Origin of the sequence: Nonomuraea thailandensis, assembly GCF_024172165.1 — a bacterium.
GTDB classification, from domain to species: domain Bacteria; phylum Actinomycetota; class Actinomycetes; order Streptosporangiales; family Streptosporangiaceae; genus Nonomuraea; species Nonomuraea thailandensis.
The window spans coordinates 1,317,140-1,339,086 of the sequence record NZ_JAMZEB010000002.1; the positions used below are offsets into that span (position 1 = coordinate 1,317,140).

The 21,947-nt window shown below is 71.6% G+C and carries 19 protein-coding genes; 16 read left to right on the top strand and 3 right to left on the bottom strand.

The window, feature by feature from the left end:
• Positions 1–91: 91 nt before the first annotated feature.
• Complete coding sequence (locus tag HD597_RS10190) at positions 92–994, bottom strand: branched-chain amino acid transaminase (protein WP_253741750.1); 903 nt, start codon at positions 992–994, stop codon at positions 92–94.
• Between the two features lie 89 nt (positions 995–1,083).
• On the opposite strand from HD597_RS10190, the gene HD597_RS10195 reads away from it, so the two are divergent.
• Complete coding sequence (locus HD597_RS10195) at positions 1,084–2,412, top strand: aminotransferase-like domain-containing protein (RefSeq protein ID WP_253741752.1); 1,329 nt, start codon at positions 1,084–1,086, stop codon at positions 2,410–2,412.
• Between the two features lie 81 nt (positions 2,413–2,493).
• On the opposite strand, the gene HD597_RS10200 is transcribed toward HD597_RS10195, so the two are convergent.
• Together HD597_RS10200 and HD597_RS10205 are read right to left on the bottom strand one after the other, a co-directional pair.
• A complete protein-coding gene (locus HD597_RS10200) occupies positions 2,494–4,050 on the bottom strand; it encodes a glycoside hydrolase family 10-like protein (protein ID WP_253741754.1) in 1,557 nt (518 codons plus the stop codon).
• 152 nt (positions 4,051–4,202) lie between these two features.
• Positions 4,203–6,341 (bottom strand): elongation factor G-like protein EF-G2, encoded by a 2,139-nt coding sequence (locus tag HD597_RS10205; RefSeq protein WP_253741756.1) that lies wholly within the window; start codon positions 6,339–6,341, stop codon positions 4,203–4,205.
• Between the two features lie 144 nt (positions 6,342–6,485).
• On the opposite strand from HD597_RS10205, the gene pgsA reads away from it, so the two are divergent.
• The 15 genes from pgsA to ruvC all read left to right on the top strand — a co-directional run bounded on the left by pgsA (position 6,486) and on the right by ruvC (position 21,749).
• The gene (gene pgsA, locus HD597_RS10210; RefSeq protein ID WP_253741758.1) at positions 6,486–7,109 is read left to right on the top strand and encodes a phosphatidylinositol phosphate synthase; all 624 of its coding nucleotides are present in this window, start codon (positions 6,486–6,488) and stop codon (positions 7,107–7,109) included.
• On the top strand, positions 7,106–8,017 hold the full coding sequence (locus HD597_RS10215) for a phosphatidylinositol mannoside acyltransferase (RefSeq protein WP_253741760.1): 912 nt from the start codon (positions 7,106–7,108) through the stop codon (positions 8,015–8,017). Before pgsA ends, HD597_RS10215 begins: the two co-directional genes overlap by 4 nt.
• Positions 8,014–9,144 (top strand): glycosyltransferase family 4 protein, encoded by a 1,131-nt coding sequence (locus HD597_RS10220; RefSeq protein WP_253741762.1) that lies wholly within the window; start codon positions 8,014–8,016, stop codon positions 9,142–9,144. Before HD597_RS10215 ends, HD597_RS10220 begins: the two co-directional genes overlap by 4 nt.
• 31 nt (positions 9,145–9,175) lie before the next feature.
• Entirely contained in the window at positions 9,176–9,718 is a 543-nt protein-coding gene (locus HD597_RS10225) for a hypothetical protein (RefSeq protein WP_253741764.1), read from the top strand.
• Positions 9,719–9,780: 62 nt separating this feature from the next.
• Positions 9,781–10,797, top strand: coding sequence for a DUF3048 domain-containing protein (locus tag HD597_RS10230; RefSeq protein WP_253741766.1), 1,017 nt, complete (start codon positions 9,781–9,783; stop codon positions 10,795–10,797).
• A 123-nt stretch (positions 10,798–10,920) separates the two neighbouring features.
• Positions 10,921–11,835, top strand: coding sequence for a pyridoxal 5'-phosphate synthase lyase subunit PdxS (gene pdxS / locus HD597_RS10235; protein ID WP_253759299.1), 915 nt, complete (start codon positions 10,921–10,923; stop codon positions 11,833–11,835).
• 229 nt (positions 11,836–12,064) lie between these two features.
• Positions 12,065–13,756 carry an alkaline phosphatase D family protein gene (locus HD597_RS10240; RefSeq protein ID WP_253741767.1) on the top strand — a complete coding sequence of 564 codons (1,692 nt, stop codon included), beginning with the start codon at positions 12,065–12,067 and terminating at the stop codon, positions 13,754–13,756.
• 344 nt (positions 13,757–14,100) lie between these two features.
• Positions 14,101–14,523: a MarR family winged helix-turn-helix transcriptional regulator gene (locus HD597_RS10245; RefSeq protein ID WP_253741768.1), complete on the top strand. Its 423-nt coding sequence runs from the start codon at positions 14,101–14,103 to the stop codon at positions 14,521–14,523.
• 58 nt (positions 14,524–14,581) lie between these two features.
• Entirely contained in the window at positions 14,582–15,760 is a 1,179-nt protein-coding gene (locus HD597_RS10250; RefSeq protein ID WP_253741769.1) for an MFS transporter, read from the top strand.
• A 14-nt stretch (positions 15,761–15,774) separates the two neighbouring features.
• Positions 15,775–16,617: an endonuclease/exonuclease/phosphatase family protein gene (locus tag HD597_RS10255; protein WP_253741770.1), complete on the top strand. Its 843-nt coding sequence runs from the start codon at positions 15,775–15,777 to the stop codon at positions 16,615–16,617.
• 65 nt (positions 16,618–16,682) lie between these two features.
• Positions 16,683–17,261, top strand: coding sequence for a pyridoxal 5'-phosphate synthase glutaminase subunit PdxT (gene pdxT / locus HD597_RS10260; protein WP_253741771.1), 579 nt, complete (start codon positions 16,683–16,685; stop codon positions 17,259–17,261).
• 3 nt (positions 17,262–17,264) lie between these two features.
• Complete coding sequence (locus tag HD597_RS10265) at positions 17,265–18,017, top strand: YebC/PmpR family DNA-binding transcriptional regulator (protein ID WP_185103236.1); 753 nt, start codon at positions 17,265–17,267, stop codon at positions 18,015–18,017.
• A 261-nt stretch (positions 18,018–18,278) separates the two neighbouring features.
• Positions 18,279–19,982, top strand: coding sequence for a carbohydrate ABC transporter permease (locus HD597_RS10270; protein WP_253741772.1), 1,704 nt, complete (start codon positions 18,279–18,281; stop codon positions 19,980–19,982).
• An 11-nt stretch (positions 19,983–19,993) separates the two neighbouring features.
• A complete protein-coding gene (locus tag HD597_RS10275) occupies positions 19,994–21,136 on the top strand; it encodes a GNAT family N-acetyltransferase (protein ID WP_253741773.1) in 1,143 nt (380 codons plus the stop codon).
• Between the two features lie 82 nt (positions 21,137–21,218).
• A complete protein-coding gene (gene ruvC / locus HD597_RS10280) occupies positions 21,219–21,749 on the top strand; it encodes a crossover junction endodeoxyribonuclease RuvC (protein ID WP_253741774.1) in 531 nt (176 codons plus the stop codon).
• Positions 21,750–21,947 lie beyond the last annotated feature (198 nt).

A 21,947-nucleotide genomic window follows, 5' to 3' on the forward strand; every position in this document is an offset into this window, starting at 1 on the left:
CACCAGACGCGACTACCCTCTCATGCGCCGGGAGTGCCGGAGGCCGTCTTCCGCCCGCCGGACGGCGATCGTACGGGCCGATCGCCGCGCTTCAGGGGGCCACCGGGGTGAGCCAGTGCCGGTAGCGCTCGTCCCTGCCGTGCACGACGGCGTCGTAGGCGTCGGCCAGCCTGGCCGTCACCGGGCCCGGATCGGCGCCGAGCTCCCGGCGGTCGACCGAGGAGACGTGCACGACGCCGGCGGCCGTGCCGCACAGGAAGACCTCGTCGGCGGTGTAGAGGTCGGAGCGCATCAGCTCGCGCCTGACCGCCGGCAGGCCGAGGCCGGCGGCCAGCCGCTCCACGGTGTCCTGCGTGAGCCCCGCCAGCGCGCCCGCGCTGTCGGGCGGCGTGGCGAGCACCCCTTCGCGCACGACGAAGAGGTTCGCCCCGGTGCACTCGCTGACGTGTCCGGCGGAGTTCAGCAGCACGGCCTCGTCGTAGCCGGCGTCGAGCGCCTCCTGCTTGGCCAGGACGGAGTTCAGGTAGGGGCCGGTGGCCTTGGCGGCCGTGGGCACGATCGTGTGGTCGTTGCGCCGCCAGGAGCTGGTCATCAGGCGGACACCGGAGCCGAGCAGCGCGCCCCACTCCCAGGTGGCGATGGACACGGTGGTCGGGCAGCCGCGTGCCGCGATGCCCATCTCGCCGTAGCCGCGGTGCGCGAGGTGGCGGATGTAGCAGGACGGGCGGCCGTTCGCGGCCACCGTCCGCAGCGTGGCCTCGCGCAGCTCGTCCGTCGTGTACGGCATCGCCAGCCCGATGATCCGCGCGCTGGCGGCCAGCCGCCGCAGGTGGTCGTCCAGCCGGAACACGGCGGGCCCCTCCTGCGTCTCGTACGCCCTGGTGCCCTCCAGGACGGCCGTGCCGTAGTGCAGGGCGTGCGACAGCACGTGCACCCGGGCCTCGCCCCACGGCACGAGCTCCCCGTCCATCCAGATGAACTTGGCCTCGTCCACCCGCCACTCCTTCCTCCAGTGGCCCGGCTTGGCACCACTAAATAGTCCAATTTCACGATGAGTGGCACAGTAGCGGGATAATGGTGGCCATGGGAAGGGAAGACACCCTCGTCACACTTGTCCGCGACCGGCTCCGGCTGCACCAGGGCCCGCCCAGCCGGCGGCTCGCCGGCGCGCTCGCGGACCTCGCCCAGACCGGCCTCATCAGCCCCGGCACCCGCCTGCCCTCGGAACGCGACCTGGCCCAGGCGGTCGGGGTCAGCAGGGGGACGGTGGCGGCGGCGTTCAACACGCTGTGCGAGGAGGGGCTGTGCGAGCGCCGGCACGGGAGCGGCACGTACGTGCTCGGCACGCCCTCGTTCGGCGGTCTCCTCCAGGCGGGGGCCGTGCGCGCGGACCTGTCCACCTCCGTGGTCCCCGACCCCTCGCACCTCGTCCTGCCCGCGCTCGACCCGGCGGACCTGCTGAGGGCGCCCAGCGGGCACGGCTACGACGCGATGGGCGACCCCCGGCTCAGGACCGTGCTGGCGGCCGGCGAGGGCGCCGGCCCGAAGGACGTCCTCGTCACGGCGGGCGCCCAGCAGGGCATCGACCTGGCCGCCCGGGTGCTGCTGCGGCCCGGCGACCGCGTCCTGGTGGGGGATCCGGCCTACGGGGGCGCGCTCAGCGTGTTCCGGCGGGCGGGGGCGCACGTGGTGGCCGTCGATCTCGGCGCGCCGGCCGCCGTGGCGGAGGCGCTGGCCCGCCATCGCCCCGCCGCCGTGTACGTGGTCGGCGTGGACAACCCGACCGGCGCGGTCCCGCCGCTGCGGCACGTCGCCGAGCTGGCCAGGGACGCCGGCGTGACGGTGGTGGAGGACCGGGCGCTCGCGGCCCTCGTGTACGACGGCACGCCGCCGCCCGAGCCGCTGGCCCGGGTGCATCCGTACGGGACGGTCACGGTCGGGTCCCTGTCGAAGGTGTTGTGGGGCGGGCTGCGGGTGGGCTGGCTGACGGCCCCGGAGCCGCTGCTGGCCCGCCTGACCGAGGCCAAGCTGGACGCCGACCTGGCGACCAGCGCGGTCGCCCAGCGGATGGCCACCGACCTGATCGAGCGCAACCCCGTCGAGCCCTGGCTGGCCGAGCTGGACCGGCGCAGGGAGCACTGCCTGGCGGCGCTGTCGGCGTACCTGCCCGAGTGGACGTGGACGCGGCCGGCGGGCGGGCTGTCGGTGTGGGTGCGGCTGCCGGGCACGGACACCGACCGGTTCGCGGTCGTGGCGCGCGAGCACGGGGTGGCGGTCGCGCCCGGCTCCCTGTTCTCCCCGGACGGCCGCCATCGCGACCGGCTGCGCCTCAGCTTCGCCCTGCCGCCGGACCTGCTGGACCAGGCGGTCGCGGGGCTCGCCCGGGCTTGGCGGCAGGACCCGGTCGCCTGAGCCCCGGCCCGGCCCGTGAACGCGGGAGAAAACGGCGAAAGGCCGGTCGAGATCGACCGGCCTTTCGGCGTCACGCGAGGCTCAGACCTCGTCCACCTTGACCTTCACCGCCTTGCTCTCGTGGTGCAGGCGGTCCAGCGAGGTGACCAGGTACGTTCCCGCCGACTTCGCGGCGTAGGACGGGTCGCTCACCACGGCCACCAGGTTCCGCGCGTCGGTGGTGTGGCAGTCCTTGCCGGACTTGGGCAGCTGGTACACGGCGTACGCCCGGGCCCCCTGCGAGGGCTTCCAGGACAACCGCGTGCCCGCGGCCTTGGCGTCGGCAGGGGCGGCCGGGGCCGAGCCGCCGAGCGAGTCCTGCAGCGGCAGCAGCGCCGGGCGGCTGTAGTGGGCCTTGGCCAGGCGGTCCACCGCGCCGAGCGGGTTGGCCATCAGGTTCTTGGCGCTGAAGTAGACGGCGCCGTCGACCTGCTTGCTGGCGCGGTTGACGCCCACCTGCCCGGCGAGCTCGCCGGGCTTGAGCCAGGCCCTGTCGTCCTTGGCGCCGACCCGGTAGGCCCCCTGGCCGATGTAGAGCTGCACGTCGCTGCCCTTGACCTCGTTGGACCACCAGCGCGTCAGCGTGGTGTAGTCGGCCAGCTTGTGGCCGCGCGGCCAGTAGAGCTGCGGCAGCACGTAGTCGACGGTGCCGGCCTTGATCCAGGCGCGCGCGTCGGCGTAGATCGAGTCGTAGGCGGACATGCCGGACGTGCTCGACCCGGTCGGGTCCTGGGCCTTGTTGCGCCAGATGCCGAACGGGCTGATGCCGAACTTCACGTGCTGCTTGGACGCGTGCACGGCCTCGTCGACCTGCGCGACGAGCTTGTTGACGTTGCCGCGTCGCCAGTCGGCGAGCTCGGCGCCCTTGCCGTACTTGCGGAAGGCGGCGGTGTCGTCGAACTTCGCCCCCGCCACGGGGTAGGGGTAGAAGTAGTCGTCGAAGTGCACGCCGTCGACGTCGTAACGGTCCACCACGTCGGTGATGACCTTGGTCACGTGCTCGCGGACGGCCGGCAGGCCGGGGTTGTAGTAGAGGCGGCCGCCGTACTTGACGGTCCAGTCGGGGTGCTGGCGCGCGGGGTGGTTCGCGGGCAGCGCGGCGGTGCTGTCGCCGTAGGAGGCGCGGTACGGGTTGAACCAGGCGTGGAACTCCATGCCGCGCTTGTGCGCCTCGTCGACGAGGAACGGCAGCGGGTCCCAGCCGGGGTCCTTGCCCGCGGTGCCGGTCAGGTACTGCGACCAGGGCTCCAGGGAGCTCTTGTAGAGGGCGTCGGAGGCGGGCCTGACCTGCACGAAGACCGCGTTGAGGTTGCGCTTGGCGGCGTTGTCCAGGATCTTGACGTAGTCGGCCTTCTGCCTGTCGACGCTCTGCCCCGCCTTGGAGGGCCAGTCGATGTTCTGGGTCGTGGCGATCCACACTCCGCGCAGCTCACGCTTCGGGAAGCGGGCATCGGCCTTGCAGGCCGCAGCGGGGGGTGCGGCGACGGTCGTCTTCTTCTCGCTCGCTGCGGGGCTCTCCGCCGGTCCGAAGACGTAGGCGGCGGTCGTCGTGGCGACGGCCAGAGCGGCAGCGGCTAGGAGTGGGCGTCCAGTTCGCATAGTGCCACCCAGTGTGACAGCTGCTCCTGCATGCTCGGTACGAAAAACCGAAATCAAGTCGTGACACATTTGTGACAAAAGGCAACGGCTGGGCCGGGAGGGACAAATCCCTCCCGGCTCTCCACGGCGCCCGAACCGCGCTCAATCCGCGCTCAATCCGCGGCCGTCACCTTGGTTGCGAGGTTCGGGGGCAGCGGTTCGTAGCGCAGGAACGTGCGCGTGAACGTGCCCGTGCCGTGTGACATGGATCTCAGATCGATCGCGTACCGAGTGATCTCCAGCTCCGGCACCTCGGCCTTGACCAGTGTGCGGCCCGTGCCGACCGGTTCGGTGCCGAGCACGCGCCCGCGCCGCGACGACAGGTCGGACATCACGGACCCGACGTAGTCGTCGGCCACCAGCACCGCCAGCTCGTCCACGGGCTCCAGCAGCAGGGTCGAGACCTTCGATGCCGCCTCCTTGAGCGCGAGCTGGCCCGCGATCTGGAAGGCCATGTCGGAGGAGTCGACCGAGTGCGCCTTGCCGTCGTACAGGGTGACCCGCACGTCCACCATCGGGTAGCCGGCGACGACACCGCGCTCCATCTGGGCCCGCACGCCCTTCTCCACCGACGGGATGAACTGCCGCGGCACCACGCCGCCCACGATCTTGTCCACGAACTCGAAGCCCCCGCCGGACGGCAGCGGCTCCACCTCCAGATGGCAGATGGCGTACTGACCGTGACCGCCGGTCTGCTTGACGTTGCGCCCCATCGCCTGGCACTTGCCGCCGAACGTCTCGCGCAGCGGCACCCGCAGATCGATCCGCTCGACCTCCACGCCGTGCCGCTTGGCCAGGCGGTCGAGGAGCACGTCGGTGTGCGCCTCGCCCATGCACCACAGGACGAGCTGGCGGGTCTCGGCGTTGTTCTCCAGGCGCAGCGTCGGGTCCTCGGCCACCAGCCGGCCGAGCGCCTGCGACAGCTTGTCCTCGTCGGCCTTGGACCTGGCCCTGATCGCCACGGGCAGCAGCGGGTCGGGCATGACCCAGGACGTCATCAGCAGCGGGTGCTCCACCTCCGACAGCGTGTCGCCGGTCTCGGCGCGCGACAGCTTGGCCACGGCCACGATGTCGCCGGCCGCGCCCTTGGCGATGTTGCGCTGCTGCTTGCCCAGCGGGCAGGTCAGGGTGCCGATGCGCTCGTCCACGTCGTGGTCCTCGTGTCCGCGGTCGGCCAGGCCGTGCCCGGAGACGTGCACGGTCATGTCGGGGCGCAGGGTGCCGGAGAAGACGCGGACGAGGCTGATGCGGCCCACGTACGGGTCGCTGGTGGTCTTGACGACCTCGGCCACGAGCGGCCCGTCGGGGTCGCACGTGATGCCCTTGATCGGCTTGCCGGACAGATCGGTGATCTCGGGCATGGGATGTTCGAGCGGCGACGGGAAGCCCTGCGTCATCAGCTCCAGCAGCTCCTGCGCGCCCACGCCGATCCCGCTGCACAGCACCGGGTAGAAGCTGCCGCGGGCGACGGCCTTCTCCAGGTCGTCGATGAGCACCTTGGTGTCGATGGGATCGCCCTCGAGGTACCTCTCCATGAGCGACTCGTCCTCGCTCTCCTGGATGATGCCCTCGATCAGCGTGCCGCGGTGCTCCTCGATCTGCGCCTCGTACTCCGCGCCCGGCTCCTTCTCCGTGCGCTCGCCCGTGGCGTAGTTGTAGAACTTCTGCGTCAGCAGCCCGATCAGCCCGTTGACGTGACCGTTCGTGATCACCGGGAGGTAGAGCGGCGCGACGCCGTCGCCGAAGACGTCCTGGCAGGTCGCGAGCACCTCGTCGAAGTCGGCCCGCTGGTGGTCGATCTTGGTGATCACGACCGCCCGCGGCATCCCGACCTGCGAGCACTCCTCCCAGAGCATCTGCGTGAGACCGTCCACCCCGTCGGAGGCCGACACCACGAACAGCGCCGCGTCGGCCGCGCGCAGCCCCGCGCGCAGGTCGCCCACGAAGTCGGCGTAACCCGGGGTGTCGAGAAGGTTGATCTTGATGCCGTTGTGCACCAGCGGCGCCACGGCGAGGTTGACCGACCGTTGCTGCCGGACCTCCACCTCGTCGAAGTCGCTGACCGTGTTGCCGTCCTCCACCCGGCCCGGGCGCTGAATGGTGCCCGTCGCGGCCAGCAGCTGCTCGACGAGGGTCGTCTTACCCGCTCCTGAGTGGCCGACCAGCACGACATTGCGTATCGCATCCGCCCTGTCGGCCGCGGGTGCCCTGCCCGCGGCTCCTACGGCGCCACCAGAGTTTCTTTCCGCCACATCGGCCTCCCGCGTCGTCGGTTGTGTGCCAACGCCGCGCCCGCGCGGAGGGAATGGAAACCGCATGGACGCGGTGTGTTCACCAAATACCCGTGTGGCGGATATCACAAGGGGGGCGGGGCAAAGAAAGTTGTCAGGCGCGCCATGGCCTACGATCGGACGGCGATGCTCAAACTCCTGCGCCCGGCCATGACCCGGATACTCACCCCGCTGGGCAGGGCCCTCGTCGGCCGCGGGATCGGCCCGAACGCCGTCACGGCGGTCGGCACCCTCGGCACCGTCGTGTCCGCCCTGCTCTTCTTCCCCCTGGGGCACCTCACCTGGGGGGCACTCGTGATCACCGTCTTCGTGCTGTTCGACCTGCTCGACGGCGTGGTGGCCCGGCTCGGCGGGAAGGGGGGCAGCACCTGGGGGGCCTTCCTCGACTCCACGCTCGACCGGGTCGCCGACGCCGCCATCTTCGCCGGCCTGATCATGTACTTCATCTCCGTCGGCGACGCTCTCATGGCGGCGGTGACACTGCTGTGCCTGATCGCGGGCGCCGTGGTCTCCTACGCCAAGGCCAGGGCCGAGGGGCTCGGGCTCACGGCCGACGTCGGGCTGGCCGAGCGGCCGGAGCGGCTGGTGGTGGCGCTGGTGGCCGCGTTTCTGGCGGGGCTCGGCGTTCCGTACGTCCTGCCCGCGGGCATGTGGCTGCTCGCGGTGGCCAGCCTGATCACCGTGGGCCAGCGAGTGGTGGCCGTCTACCAGCAGACGAGGGAGAGATGAGCGAGCAGGTCTCGATGGGCGACCGGGTCGTGGCGGCCGGGTTCGCGGCGGGCTGGAAACTGGTGCCGCTGCTGCCGCAGCGCCCGACGGCCGCGGTCTTCCGCTTCCTGGCCGACCGGGTCTGGAGCAGGCGCGGCAAGTCCGTGCGCAGGCTGGAGTCCAACCTGGCCAGGGTGACCGGCCTGCGGGTCGGCAGCCCCGAGCTGCGCGAGCTGACCAGGGCCGGGATGCGCTCCTACTTCCGCTACTTCCACGAGATCTTCCGGCTGCCGTCCATGGACCGCGCCGAGATCGTGCGCCGCACGCACGTGATCGGGGCCGAGCACGTCCACAGCACCGTGGCCGCCGGCCGCGGCGTGGTGCTGGCGCTGCCGCACATGGGCAACTGGGACCAGGCGGGGGCCTGGCTGGTGGGCGTGGGCCACCCGTTCACGACCGTGGCCGAGCGGCTCAGGCCCGAGTCGCTGTTCAACCGCTACGTGGCCTTCCGCGAGGGGCTCGGCATGGAGGTGCTGCCGCTCACCGGCGGCGACGGGCACAACTTCGGCACCCTGGCGACGCGGGTGCGCAAGGGCGGCGTGGTCTGCCTGCCGGCCGAGCGCGACCTGACCAAGAGCGGCATCGAGGTGAGCTTCTTCGGCGCCACCACCAAGTATCCGGCGGGGCCGCCGCTGCTGGCCGTGCAGACGGGCGCGGCGCTGCTGCCCGCCATCGTCTACTTCGACGGCGACGACTGGGGCATCCACATCCACCCCGAGCTGCCGGTCCCCGCCGAGGGCACCCGGCAGGAGAAGGTCGCGGCCGTGGCGCAGGGCCTGGCCGACGTGTTCGAGAAGGGCATCTCCGAGCACCCGGAGGACTGGCACATGCTGCAGCGGCTCTGGCTCGACGACCTGGAACCGCGATGAGGGTCGGCATCGTCTGCCCGTACTCGTGGGACGTGCCGGGCGGCGTCAAGCAGCACATCGACGACCTGGCCCAGGCCCTGATGGCGCAGGGGCACGACGTGTCGGTGATCGCGCCCGCGGCCGACGACGAGGAGCTGCCCCCGTACGTGACGGGGGCCGGGCGGGCGATCCCGGTGCCGTACAACGGGTCGGTGGCCAGGATGTCGTTCGGGTTCCTGTCGGCCGCGCGGGTGCGGCGCTGGGTGCGTACGGGCGACTTCGACGTGCTGCACATCCACGAGCCGCTGATCCCCAGCCTGGGCGTGCTGGCGTGCTGGGCGGCCAAGGGGCCGATCGTGGCCACCTTCCACGCCTCGTTCACCCGCTCGCGCGCGATCGCCGTGGCCGAGCCGCTGCTGCGCAGCGCGCTGGAGAAGCTCAGCGGCCGCATCGCGGTCTCCGACGCGGCCCGCAAGAGCCTGGTCGAGCAGTTCGGCGGCGACACCGTGCTCATCCCGAACGGCGTCACCGTCTCCCGCTACACCGAGGCCGAGCCGCTCGACGGCTGGGGCCCCGACGGGGCCACGCTGGGCTTCCTCGGCCGCATGGACGAGGAGCGCAAGGGGCTGCCGATCCTGCTCGACGCGTTCAGGACACTGGCGGCCGAGCGGCCGGACGTGAAGCTCCTTCTCGCCGGCCCCGGCGACGAGAAGGACGTCTTCGACAAGGTGCCGAAGGAGCTCCGCGACCGGGTGACCGTGCTCGGCATGGTGAGCGAGGCCGACAAGATCCGCGCCTACCACTCGGTCGACGTGTTCGTGGCGCCCAACACGCGGGGCGAGAGCTTCGGCATCGTGCTGGCCGAGGCGATGGCGTCCGGGGCGACGGTGCTGGCCAGCGACATCCCCGCCTTCCGCAGGGTGCTGGGCGACGGGCAGGCGGGCGCGCTGTTCGCCAACCGCGACCCCGCCTCGCTGGCGCGCGAGGCCGCCGCGCTGCTCGACGCGCCTGAGCGGCGGGCCAAGCTGGCGGCCGAGGCGCTGGTCGCGGTCAGGAAGTACGACTGGTCCACGGTGGCGCGCGACGTCGTGCGCGTCTACGAGACCGTCACCACGAGCGGCGCGGGCCGCGTGGAGGAAGACCTGTGACGAGCGGCGGCGGCCGTGTGGAGGAAGACCTGTGACATCCACCATGATCGTGCTGATCGTGGGCATCGTGGTCGTGCTCACGGCCGTCTACATCTCCTGGCGGGCCGGGCGGCTGGACCGCCTGCACATCCGGCTGGAGCTGGCCCAGGAGTCGCTGGACGCCGCGCTGATGCGGCGCCGCGCGGTCGTGCTGGAGCTGGCCGGCTCGCGCCTGCTCGACCCCGCCACGTCCCTGGTGCTGGCCGCCGCGGCGCACGAGGCCAGGTCGGCCGGGCCGGAGGAGCGCGAGCACGCCGAGAGCGACCTGTCGCGGACGCTGCGGGCGGTGGTGGACCAGGACCGGTTCAGGGAGAAGCTGTCGGAGTCGCCCGGCGGGCGCGAGCTGCTGGAGGAGCTCGACGCCGCCGTGGCCAAGGTGGTCTACTCGCGCCGCTTCCTCAACAACGCGGTCGGGGTCACGCGGGCGGCGCAGGACCGCTGGCTCGCCAGGACGTTGCGCCTGGCCGGGCACACCGAGTACCCGCAATTCTTCGAGATTGATGACAATCCGCCCGCAGCTATGGCAACTGAATGACCTGATTTGGGGAAGCCAGTAAGCTTCATCCCGTTTTCGGGCTGAAGCGAGGAGTGTTACAGGTGCGGCTACCCCGGATGATCACGGTCTACCTGGCCGGAGCGGCCGTGCTGCTGCCCGTGGCGGCCTGTTCGTCGGACGACCCGGCCGCCGGTCAGGCGCCCGCGCCGTCGGCGACGGCGGCGCCCAGCGAGGAGCCCGAAGAGGTCAAGGCCCATCCGTTCACCGGCAAGCCGTACGAGAGCCTCAAGCCCGTGCTCGCGGTGAAGATCGAGAACACCGCGGCCGGCAAGCCCCAGCTCGGGCTCAAGAGCGCGGACATCGTCTACGTGGAGCAGGTCGAGGCCGGGCTGACCCGGCTCATGGCCGTCTTCTCCTCCAGGCTGCCGGCCAAGGTGGGCCCCGTGCGCAGCGCGCGCATCTCCGACCTGCACATCGCGCCGCAGTTCGGCAAGCCCGCCTTCTCGTACTCGGGCGCGCAGACCAAGATGTTGCCGTTCATCGCCGAGGCGTCCCTGTTCGACGTGGGCGACACCCGCAACCCCGGCGCCTACTTCCGCCAGCCCGGCCGCTTCGCCCCCTACAACCTGTTCGCCAACACCAAGCAGCTCCTGGCCAAGGCGCCCAAGGCGAGCAAGGCCAAGGACATCGGCTTCACCTTCGGCGACGCGCCGGCCGAGGGCGGGGTGGACAAGAAGTCGTACACGGTCAAGTGGCCCGCCGCCCGCTTCACCTTCGCCTGGTCGGAGGCGAAGAAGCAGTGGATGATCTGGCAGGACGGCAAGAAGGACATGGCCGCGGAGGGCGGCCAGCTCAGCGCGCCGACGATCGTCGTCCAGTACACCAAGACCGAGCGCTCGGAGTTCCACGACAAGAACGACAGCTACACGCCGCTCGTGCACACCACGGGCAAGGGTTCCGCGATCGTGCTGCGTGACGGTAAAGCTTTCAAGGCGCGCTGGGAACGGGAATCGGAGGAGAGCGGCACGACGTTCACCACTGAGAGCGGCGAGCCGATGAACTTCGCCCCCGGCCAGGTCTGGGTCGCCCTCGCCAGCCGCAAGCCCGTCATTCCGTAGAAGCCTGTCATTCCGTAGGAGTCAGCGACCGAATCCTGACATCTTGGCATGTCGGGGGAGGGGTCCTCCAGGACCTACGATGGGCTTGAAAAACTTACCGAATCGCCGTGAGAGCCCGTGAGGATGACCGTGTCGACCAGCACGCCAGAAAGCACCCCCGTCACCGGAACCGCGCGCGTCAAGCGCGGCATGGCCGAGATGCTCAAGGGCGGCGTCATCATGGACGTCGTCACCCCCGAGCAGGCCAAGATCGCTGAGGACGCCGGCGCGGTGGCCGTCATGGCCCTCGAGCGCGTGCCCGCCGACATCCGCGCCCAGGGCGGCGTCTCCCGGATGAGCGACCCCGACATGATCGACGGCATCATCGCCGCCGTCTCGATCCCCGTCATGGCCAAGGCCCGTATCGGCCACTTCGTCGAGGCCAGGGTGCTGCAGGCGCTCGGCGTCGACTACGTCGACGAGTCCGAGGTGCTCACCCCGGCCGACTACGCCAACCACATCGACAAGTGGCAGTTCACGGTGCCCTTCGTCTGTGGCGCCACCAACCTGGGCGAGGCCTTGCGCCGCATCACCGAGGGCGCGGCCATGATCCGCTCCAAGGGCGAGGCCGGCACCGGCGACGTCTCCAACGCCGTCACCCACATGCGCACGATCCGCGCCGAGATCAAGCGGCTCACCTCGCTGCCCGAGGACGAGCTGTACGTCGCGGCCAAGGAGCTGCAGGCGCCGTACGAGCTGGTCGCCGAGGTCGCCAAGACCGGCAAGCTGCCGGTCGTGCTGTTCACCGCGGGCGGCATCGCCACCCCCGCCGACGCGGCGATGATGATGCAGCTCGGCGCCGAGGGCGTGTTCGTGGGCTCGGGCATCTTCAAGTCGGGCGACCCGGCCAAGCGCGCCGCCGCCATCGTCAAGGCCACGACCTTCTACGACGACCCCGACGTCATCGCCAAGGTCTCGCGCGGCCTGGGCGAGGCCATGGTCGGCATCAACGTCGACGAGATCCCGCAGCCGCACCGCCTGGCCGAGCGCGGCTGGTAATCCGGCGCGTCGTTGCAGGTCACCGCGCTGGGTGCGTGAGACGATCACGTCCGGCAGGCCGCTGACGGCCTGGCGGGGGCACCACGCAGTGACGGTGGAAATTGCCAAATAAGGCGGCATCCGCGAAGGATGTCGCCTTTTTGGTGTTGTGTGGTGTTCACCACGTAGTCATGATCCTCAGTCAGGCTACGGGTCAACCCTCGTCCCTTGATCGTCCCGGGAGCCACACGTGTCCAAGCTGAACCGCAGGCACTTCCTCGTCACAGGGTTAGCCGCAGGCGCCGCCGCGGCGATCCCCGCGGGTGCCGCGCACGCCGACCCCTCTGGGCCCGACCCCGCGGCCGAGAGCGCGCAGAGCCTCGCCTCGCGCGGGCTGACCACCGACCCGTTCACGCTCGGCGTCGCCTGCGGCGACCCCGACAGCGAAGGCTTCGTGATCTGGACCAGGCTCGCCCAGCAGCCGATGGCCGAGGACGGGCTCGGCGGCATGCCGCAGCGGCCCTTCCCCGTGCAGTGGCAGATCTACGCCGACGAGCGCGCCCGCCGCGTCGTGCGCACCGGCGTCTCCGTCGCCGCCCCCGAGTGGGGCCACAGCGTCCACGTCGAGGTGCAGGGGCTGAGCTCCGACCGCGAGTACTGGTACCGCTTCCGCGTCGGCCCGTACGTCTCGCAGCTCGGCCGCGCCCGCACCGCCCCGCACCCCCTGTCGTACGGCGGCGGCCTGGCCATGGCCTTCGTCTCGTGCGCCCAGTACGAGCACGGCTACTTCACCTCCTACCGCCGCCTGGCCGAGGAGCACCCGGACCTGGTCCTGCACCTCGGCGACTACCAGTACGAGTACACCAGGAACACCTACACCATCCCCGGCGGCAACGTCCGCCACCACGAGGGCCCCGAGACCGAGACCCTGGCCGGCTACCGCCAGCGGCACGCCCAGTACAAGGCCGACCCCGACCTCCAGGCCGCCCACGCCGCCGCGCCGTGGCTGGTCGTCTGGGACGACCACGAGCTGGACAACAACTGGGCCGACGAGGTGCCCGAGCGGCCCGAGATCCCCCAGCCGAACTTCCTCACCAGGCGCGAGGCCGCCTTCCGCGCCTACTACGAGAACATGCCGCTGCGCCGCACCTCCATCCCGCGCGGCATCGACATGCAGCTCTACCGCCGCATCCGCTGGGGCCGGATGGCCACCTTCCACATGCTCGACACCCGCCAGTACCGCGACGACCAGGGCTGCGGAGACGGCTACCGCGACTGCCCCGCCGCCGTCGACCCGGCCCGCTCGATCACCGGCGCCGCGCAGGAGGAATGGCTGCTGAACGGCTTCCGCCACTCGCGCGCGCAGTGGGACATCCTCGGCCAGCAGGTCTTCTTCGCCCAGCGCGACAACAACGCCGGGCCCGTCAAGGTCACCTCCCAGGACGCCTGGGACGGGTACGTCGCCTCCCGCCGGCGGATCACCCAGGGCTGGATCGACGCCCAGGTGCGCAACCCCGTCGTCCTGACCGGCGACGTGCACGCCCACTGGGCCAGCGACCTCAAGCTCGACTACGACGACCCGACCGGGCCCACCGTCGGGTCCGAGCTGGTGGCCACGTCCATCTCGACCGGCGGGAACGGGGCCGACTCCGACCCGGCCGCGCATCCGTTCCTGGCCATCAACCCGCATCTGAAGTTCTACAACAACCAGCGCGGATACGTGCTGACGAAGATCGAGCGCGACCAGATGTCGGCCGACTTCAAGGTGGTGCCGCAGGTGCAGACGCCGGGGTCCGAGGTGTACACCCGGGCCACGTACGTCATCGAGGACCGGGTGCCCGGGGTGCAGCAGACGTACCTGCGGCCGCTGGACCCGACGCTTCGCAGCCGCGCGGGGATGACGGTGGAGGAGACGGTGCGGCTGGAGACCGAGCGGCCGTAACGTTCCTCCGCCCGGACCAGCGTGGGCACGCCGACCTCCTCGGCGTGCCCACGCACGTTGTGAGTGCGCCGGCCGCCGTCCACGTTGCGCCGCACTTCGCCGCACCACGCCTCGCCGACCCGGCGCCAGGAGCGCGGGCTGGGCACCGTCGCGCCCGCGCCCGCCCCCGCCCCCGCGCCTCGCGCCCGCGCCTGCGCCTGCGCCCCGTGCTGACTCGCGCCCCGCGCTGACTCGCGCCTTGCGTCGTTCGCGGCGTGCCATGCCGTCCGAGGGCGCCGGCTCCTGTCGCGAGACCGGTTGGTCGAGGCTGGAATATTAGCCAGGCTAACTTAGTTGTGCTAACCATGAGGGACGACCCCACCCGCCTGGCCGAGCAGGTCTCGACGGTGCTGCGGCACCTGGTCCTCCTGCTCAGGCGCACAGTCGCCGGCCAGCCCGTCACCAGCCAGCAGTACGGCGTCCTGGGCTCCCTGGAACGCGCCCCCCGCCGGATGACCGAGCTGGCCGAGGAGCACGCCGTCCAGCTCCCCACCATGACCGTCCAGATCAACCGCCTGGAGGACGCGGGCCTGGTGGCGCGCGGCTCCGACCCCGCCGACGCCCGCGTCAGGACGGTCGAGCTCACGGCCGAGGGCCGCGACCGGCTGGGAGCCGTGCGCCGGGCCAGGATCGCCCACCTCACCCGCGAGCTGGAGGCGCTCACCGAGGACGAGCGTGCCACCCTCGCGGCCGCCCTGCCCGTGCTGGCGAAGCTGGGCCGTTCGTAGGAAAGCCCGTAGGAGAAGGAGCAACATGCAAACCGGCGGCGGAATCCTCCGCCAGCCCATGTCCGTCTGGGCCACCGCGTTCGCCGCGGTCGTGGCCTTCATGGGCATCGGGCTGGTCGACCCGATCCTCCCTTCCATCGCCCAAGGTCTGAAGGCCACCCCCAGCCAGGTCTCCCTGCTGTTCACCAGCTACTTCCTGGTCACGGCCGTGGCCATGCTGATCACCGGCTGGGTCTCCAGCCGCATCGGCGGCAAGCGCACGCTGCTGGCCGGGCTGGTGCTGGTCGTCGGGTTCGCCGCGCTGGCCGGCACCTCCACCAGCGTCGCCGAGCTCGTCGGCTTCCGCGCCGGCTGGGGTCTGGGCAACGCGCTGTTCGTGGCCACCGCGCTGGCCGTGATCGTCGGCGCCGCCAGCGGCGGCGCGGAGTCGGCCATCATCCTGTACGAAGCCGCGCTCGGCCTGGGCATCTCCCTGGGCCCTCTCGTCGGCGCCCTGCTCGGCGACTGGAACTGGCGGGCCCCGTTCTTCGGCACCGCCACGCTCATGGCGGCCGGCTTCGTGCTGATCGCCACGATGCTCAGAGCCACCCCCAGGCCGGCGCAGAAGACCCGCCTGAGCGCCCCCATCAGGGCGCTGGCGCACGGCGGCCTGTCCACGACCGCGTTCACCGCGCTGTTCTACAACTTCGCGTTCTTCACGGTGCTGGCCTTCACGCCGTTCATCCTCGGGATGTCGGCCTACGGCATCGGCGCCGTCTTCTTCGGCTGGGGCGTCTGCGTGGCGCTGTCGTCGGTGTTCGCCGCGCCGCCGCTGCAGCGCAGGATCGGCTCGGTGAACGTGCTGCACCTGGCGCTGGCCCTGCTGGCCGTCTTCCAGATCGGCATCGCGCTGTCGGGGCACGCGGGCATCATCGTGTTCACGATCCTGTCGGGCATCCCCATCGGGCTCAACAACACCGTGTTCACCGAGTCGGCCATGGAGGTCTCCGACGCTCCCCGGCCGGTCGCCTCGGCGGGCTACAACTTCGTGCGCTGGATGGGCGGCGCGCTGGCTCCGTTCATCGCCACGAAGCTGGGCGAGGAGGTCGGGGTGGCGGTGCCGTACGTGCTGGGCGCGCTCTGCTGCGTCGCCGGCATGGCCGTGCTCCACACCCGGCGCCACCATCTGCGCGCGCTGTCCCGCGTGGACGCCGGCCACACGATGCGCGACACCGCTGAGGCCGCGGCCACCATGTGATTACATGTCTCACCATGGTGGGACATGTCCTGCTGCTCCTGGCGAGCATGCTTCCCGCGCCGCAGGCGAACCTGTCGGTGATGACCTGGAACGTCTGCACGGGGACCAACTCCGACTGCCGCCTCTACCGCGCGAGCGCCGTCGAGCTGGCCGAGCACATCGGCAGGCAGGCGCTCTCCCGCCGCGCCGGCGTGATCTTCCTGCAGGAGTTCTGCACGGGCGCGACGGGCACGCTCGAGCTCTGGCTCGAACGGCGCACCGGGCAGCGCTGGACGATCGGCTCCTGGGGCCTGACCGGCCAGGACGGAACGCCGTACGCCTGCCACCCCGACCTGCTCGGCCGCCCGCGCGGCGCGCAGAGCATCGCGGTCGCGGTGGCGGGCGACGCGGCCACGTTCGAGATCCACCCGCTGCCCGCCCCGCCCTGGTACGTCAAGCGGGCCGCCATCTGCGCCGACCTGCCCGCCAGGAAGGTGCGCGCCTGCGGCACCCACCTGTCCTCCGGCTCGGCCTACGACGACCGCCAGGCGGGCGCCCCGTACCGTACCAAGCAGCTCGAACGCCTCCTGGAGATCTCCGTCAAGCCCGGGTACCGCAGCGTCGTCGGCGGCGACCTGAACGTCTCGCCGCCCGACAGCGGCTACGGCGGCGCCGCCGGACGCCGGGCCGTCGCCCCCTTCTACCGCCTCTACCAGGAGTGCGACCAGCGGGGCGGGCGGCGTACCGGAGGCTGGACCAGACAGGGCAAGAAGCTCGACTACCTCTTCGCCCCCAAGGGCAGCGTGCGGCGCTGCCACGTCGAGCGCGGCGTCACGCTCTCGGACCACAAGCCCGCACACATCGAGGTGACCCTTTAGGAAGATGCCAGGCCATCCTGGTGTTGAATGTTCGGAACCCGTACACCCGGACGAAAGGATCGACTGTGCCCACGATCGGTGTGCTCGCCCTCCAGGGAGACGTGCGCGAGCATGTGCGCATGCTCCAGGAGGCAGGCGCCACGGCGACCGCCGTGCGCCGTCCCGCCGAGCTGGACGCTGTCGACGCCCTGGTCATCCCCGGCGGCGAGTCGACCACGATGTGGAAGCTCGCCGAGACCTTCGACATGCTGCAGCCGCTGCGCATGCGCGTCAAGGAGGGCATGCCCGCCTACGGCTCCTGCGCCGGCATGATCATGCTGGCCGACCGGATCGAGGACGGCATCGCCGGCCAGCAGACCATCGGCGGCATCGACATGGTGGTCAGGCGCAACGCGTTCGGCCGCCAGGTCGACTCCTTCGAGTCCGACCTCGACTTCGCCGGGGATCGGGTGCACGCGGTCTTCATCCGGGCCCCCTGGGTCGAATCCCTCGGCGCGGACGTCGAAGTGCTGGGCAGGTGCGAGCCTGGGGATAGGATCGTCGCGGTCCGTCAAGGGCCGTTGCTCGCTACGTCGTTCCATCCCGAGCTCACCGGGGACGTACGCGTGCACCGTTACTTCGTAGACATGGTGAGGGAGCTCTAGGTAATGTCCGGCCACTCCAAATGGGCGACGACGAAGCACAAGAAGGCCGCGCTCGACGCCAAGCGCGGCAAGCTGTTCGCCAAGCTCATCAAGAACATCGAAGTGGCGGCACGGACCGGTGGCCCTGACCCGGACGCCAACCCCACCCTCTTCGACGCCATCTTCAAGGCGAAGAAGAACTCCGTGCCCAACGACAACATCGAGCGGGCGCGCAAGCGGGGCGGTGGCCTGGAGGCGGGCGGCGCCGACTGGCAGACGATCATGTACGAGGGTTACGCGCCCGGCGGCGTCGCGGTGCTCATCGAGTGCCTCACCGACAACCGCAACCGCGCCGCCTCCGAGGTGCGCGTCGCGCTCACCCGCAACGGCGGCTCGCTGGCCGACCCCGGGTCCGTTTCGTACATGTTCAACCGCAAGGGCGTCGTGATCGTCCCCAAGGCCGACGGGCTCGACGAGGACACCGTGCTGATGGCCGTGCTCGACGCGGGCGCCGAGGAGGTCAACGACCTGGGCGACACCTTCGAGGTCGTCTCCGAGGCCGGCGACCTGGTGCCGGTGCGCAAGGCGCTGCAGGACTCCGGCATCGACTACGACTCGGCCGAGTCGAGCTTCCTGCCGACGATGAGCGTGCCGCTCGACGAGGAGGGCGCCAAGAAGGTGTTCCGCCTCATCGACGCGCTGGAGGACAGCGACGACGTGCAGAACGTCTTCGCCAACTTCGACGTCTCGGACGAGGTGCTGGCGGCGCTCGACTAGCGTACGGACGCGATCGCAAGGGCCCGGCCTGCGCCGGGCCTGTCCGTTTCCGTGCCCGGCTCCCGGCCCGCGCGTGCGCCCGTACCGGTCTGTGCGCCGACGCGCCTTGGCCGATCCCTGTGCCACGCCGGCCTGCGCTTGTGCCCGCCTTGACCGGCGCCTGCGCCCGTATCGGCGCATACCGGGTCGCATCATGACGGTGCCCGCGCAACGCGTTTCTTCGCGTGCGCGAGGGCCCGTGGCAGCGTAGGGTCTGGCGACGTGACTTCCCCCACCCCTCCTCAGGCCTACGTCTCATCCGCCCTCGGCTGGCTGCTCGCCGTGCCTGCGCTGCTCGGCGCGCTCATCACCCTGGTGCTGCCGACCGCCCAGACGCTCTGGCTCAGCTTCCAGAGCGGCGGCGTCCTGCGGGAGAGCGCCTACGTGGGGATGGAGAACTACAGCGAGCTGCTCGGCGGCGGCGACTTCTGGCGGGCCCTGGGGTTCACGCTCTCGCTGACCGTGATCCCGCTGCTGGTGGCCGTGGTGGTGGGGCCGCTGCTGGCACTGGCGCTCGACCGGGCCGGCACCTGGCCCCGGCGGGCCGGGCGGATCGTGCTCTCGCTGGCCGTCGTCGCCTTCTCGCCGGTGGCGGTCGCGGGCGCCTGGGTGCGAGGGGCGATGCCGCACGCGTCCGGTCTGGTGACGCTGGCCGAAGGGCTGCGTGAGCCCGCGACGGCGCCGGGAACGTTCCGCCTGATCGTCGCGGCGGCCACGTTCGGCGTCGTGTGCGCGCTGGCGGTGATCGCGTTCCTGCCCGCCCTGCGCGGCGGCACCCCCGGTCCCGCGACGATCGTCGTCGCCGTGCTCGTCGGGCTCGCCGTCGTCGCCGTCGGGCTCCAGACGTTCTCGTTCGGGCTGGTGCTCACGAGAGGAGGCCCTCAGCGGGCCACAGAGACGCTCGCGGGCCTGCAGTACGACTACGCCTTCCGGCTGGCCGAGTTCGGGCCTGGGGCGTCCGTGGCGGCCCTCACGGGGGTGATCCTCGGCGTGCTGGGGATCGTCGCCACGGTCGTCGCGGTGGCGGCCCGGCTCCGCATCACGCTGACGCCGCGCACCGCGTCCCAGGACGAATCCGTCACCCCGTACGCGCCCGCAACCAGCACCCCGCTCCCGTACGGGGCGCCGGCTTCGCCTGAGACCCCCGCTCCGGTCCCGGTCAAGACGGGCGCTCCCGGCCCGGGCGTCGGGATGACCGTGGCGGGCGTCACCGCGCTCGTGCTCGTCGTCGTGATCGGCCTCGTCCTCACCTGGCCCTGGATGGACGGCGTGCTGGCCTCGCCCGCCACCCCGGCCGGAACCGTCGTCGCCCAGCTCAACACCTGGGTCCCCGCCGTCGCGGGCGCCGTCGTCTCGGTCGGCGTCGCCTACCTGGCGGCGCTCGGCATCGGCGGCCTGCGCCCGCTCGGCCGGGCCAGTGAGTGGCTGCTGCTGCTCTTCGCCCCCTGGCTGTTCGTCGGCCCCGGCCCGCTCGCCGTCGCCAACTGGCAGAACGTCCACAACCTCGGCCTCATCGACTCCTTCCCCGCGCTCATCCCGCCCCTCCTGATCAGCGTCCCGGCGCTGCTCGTGCTCACGCTGCTGTGCAGGGGCCTGGCCGAGCGGGCGGGCGGCGACTTCTTCGGCGGCGTGCTGCTGCCCTCGCTCCCCATGGCGGGCGTCCTGGCCGGCGCCGTCGCCCTCATGAACGCCCACGACCTGCTCTGGCCGATGCTGGTCGTCCAGAAGCCGGACCTGTTCACCACCCCCGTCGCGCAGGTGCACCAGCTCGCCTCCTTCAACGCGACCACGCCCGACGTGGGCGCCGCCACGCCGCTGGCCGTGGTCGCCGTCGTGCTGGCAGCCCTCGTGGCCGCGCAGCTCCTGTACCTGGACAGGCTCGCCATCCGGACAAACGGCTCGCACGTTCGCACACCGCCTGCGTAGGGTGGCCGCTTGTGGACATACGCGACCTGACTCCCGAAGACCTCGACGACGTTCTCGACCTGCGTAAGCGCTCGTTCGGCCCGCTGTCGGCCGACGACAGGGAGAAGTGGCGCAAGGCGGTGCTCCCGGCGCTGGGGGAGGGCCGCTACCTGGGAGTGTTCGACGGCAGCCGGCTGGCGGCGGCGGCCCGGCTGCGCCGGTTCACGCAGTGGTGGCACGGCAGGCCGCAGCCGATGGCGGGCGTCGCGGGCGTCACCGTCAACCCGGAGGACCGCGGGCGCGGCCTCGGCACCCGGATCATGCGCGCCGTCATCGGCCGCGCTGGCGAGCTCGGCGACGCCGTCTCCGCGCTCTACCCGGCCACCACGGCCATCTACCGCGGGGTCGGCTTCGAGCACGCCGGAGCCCAGCACAACGTGCGCCTGCAGGCCGAGTCGCTGCGCGGGATCCGGCCGTCGGGGCAGGTCAAGCTGCGCAGGATGGGCCCGGGCGACGCCGCCGAGCTGATGTCGGTGCTGCACCGCGTGCACGGCGCGGCCCGTTCGAGCGGGCCGATGTCCTGGGACGAGGACACGTGGAACCTGTGGCTCGCCGACGAGGACGACTTCCTCTACCTGGCCGACGACGGCTACGCCGTCTACCGGTGGAAGGGCGACGACGTCCAGGTCGAGAACCTCGTCGCCGCCTCCTCCGAGACCCTGCGGGCCCTGTGGTCGATGGTCGGCAGCGCGTCCACGATCGCCCGCGAGGTCGTCGCCTCCGTGGCGCCGGACGACCCGGTGTTGTGGCTGCTGCGCGAGCGCACGAAGGAGCCGGTCCAGCAGGTGCGGTGGATGTTCAGGGTGCTGGACGTGGCCGCGGCCGTCGAGCGCAGGGGCTACCCGGCGAACGTGACCTGCGAGGCCGTCGTCACCGTCGACGACCCGATCAGGGGCGGCGGCACCTGGCGGCTGGACGTCTCGGGCGGATCGGGCATGGCCACCCCGGTCGAGGAGCCCGGCGTCACGCTCTCGGTGAACGGCTTCTCCGCCCTGTACGCCGGAATCCCGACCCAGACCCTCCGCCTCGCCGGTCTCATGTCCGGACATGACGGCTACGACCAGGCACTCGACGCCGCCTTCGCCGCCAAGCCGTACATGCTCGACTACTTCTGACCTCCGCATCCCGCTGCACGCCCACCCCAGCCGGAGTAAAGTCTCATGCCGAACAGATGTTCGGCGACGGGAGGGCGGGCCGGTGCGGGTGATGGGCGTCGATCCGGGGCTGACCCGGTGCGGCCTCGGTGCTGTCGAGGGGCGCCCGGGCGCGCCGCTGAGCCTGGTGGCCGTCGGGGTGGTGCGCACCGGAGCCGACGAGGAGCTCGGCGCCCGGCTCGTCGGCATCGAGGCGGGCATCGAGCGCTGGCTCGACGAGGTGCGGCCCGACGCGGTGGCGGTGGAGCGCGTCTTCAGCCAGCACAACGTGCGCACGGTCATGGGCACGGCCCAGGCGGCGGGCATCGCGGTCCTCTGCGCGGCCAGACGCGGCCTTCCGGTGGCCCTGCACACCCCGTCGGAGGTCAAGGCGGCGATCACGGGCAGCGGCACGGCCGACAAGAAGCAGATCGGCGCCATGGTCACCCGCCTGCTGCGCCTGGCCGAGATGCCCAAACCGGCGGACGCCGCCGACGCCCTCGCCCTGGCCATCTGCCACATCTGGCGCGGCGGCGCCCAGAGCCGCCTCGCCGAGGCCCTGGCCCGCGCTCCCCGCAGAAACCCCGCTCGATGACCGCCTTCCACCCGCCCGTGAGGCGCACACCCGCGCAACCTCCTGGTCCGGGCTCGGGCTGGGCGGCGCCTGGTGTGGCTCGGGCCGGCGCGGACGCACAGCGCGCGGCTCGGCATGGCGGCCTCTCCGCACCTCGCAACCCAGCCCTCCACCGTCCAGCCCCTGCCGTCCAGCCCCCTGCCATCCAGCCCCTGCCAT

What these genes read in the sequence shown, in the direction of transcription:
- HD597_RS10195 (WP_253741752.1), top strand. Translation starts at nt 1,084, where the DNA reads ATGGGAAGGGAAGACACCCTCGTCACACTTGTCCGCGACCGGCTCCGG.
- HD597_RS10200 (WP_253741754.1), bottom strand. Translation starts at nt 4,050, where the DNA reads ATGCGAACTGGACGCCCACTCCTAGCCGCTGCCGCTCTGGCCGTCGCC.
- pgsA (WP_253741758.1), top strand. Translation starts at nt 6,486, where the DNA reads ATGGCCTACGATCGGACGGCGATGCTCAAACTCCTGCGCCCGGCCATG.
- HD597_RS10215 (WP_253741760.1), top strand. Translation starts at nt 7,106, where the DNA reads ATGAGCGAGCAGGTCTCGATGGGCGACCGGGTCGTGGCGGCCGGGTTC.
- HD597_RS10220 (WP_253741762.1), top strand. Translation starts at nt 8,014, where the DNA reads ATGAGGGTCGGCATCGTCTGCCCGTACTCGTGGGACGTGCCGGGCGGC.
- pdxS (WP_253759299.1), top strand. Translation starts at nt 10,921, where the DNA reads ATGACCGTGTCGACCAGCACGCCAGAAAGCACCCCCGTCACCGGAACC.
- HD597_RS10245 (WP_253741768.1), top strand. Translation starts at nt 14,101, where the DNA reads ATGAGGGACGACCCCACCCGCCTGGCCGAGCAGGTCTCGACGGTGCTG.
- HD597_RS10250 (WP_253741769.1), top strand. Translation starts at nt 14,582, where the DNA reads ATGTCCGTCTGGGCCACCGCGTTCGCCGCGGTCGTGGCCTTCATGGGC.
- HD597_RS10255 (WP_253741770.1), top strand. Translation starts at nt 15,775, where the DNA reads ATGGTGGGACATGTCCTGCTGCTCCTGGCGAGCATGCTTCCCGCGCCG.
- HD597_RS10265 (WP_185103236.1), top strand. Translation starts at nt 17,265, where the DNA reads ATGTCCGGCCACTCCAAATGGGCGACGACGAAGCACAAGAAGGCCGCG.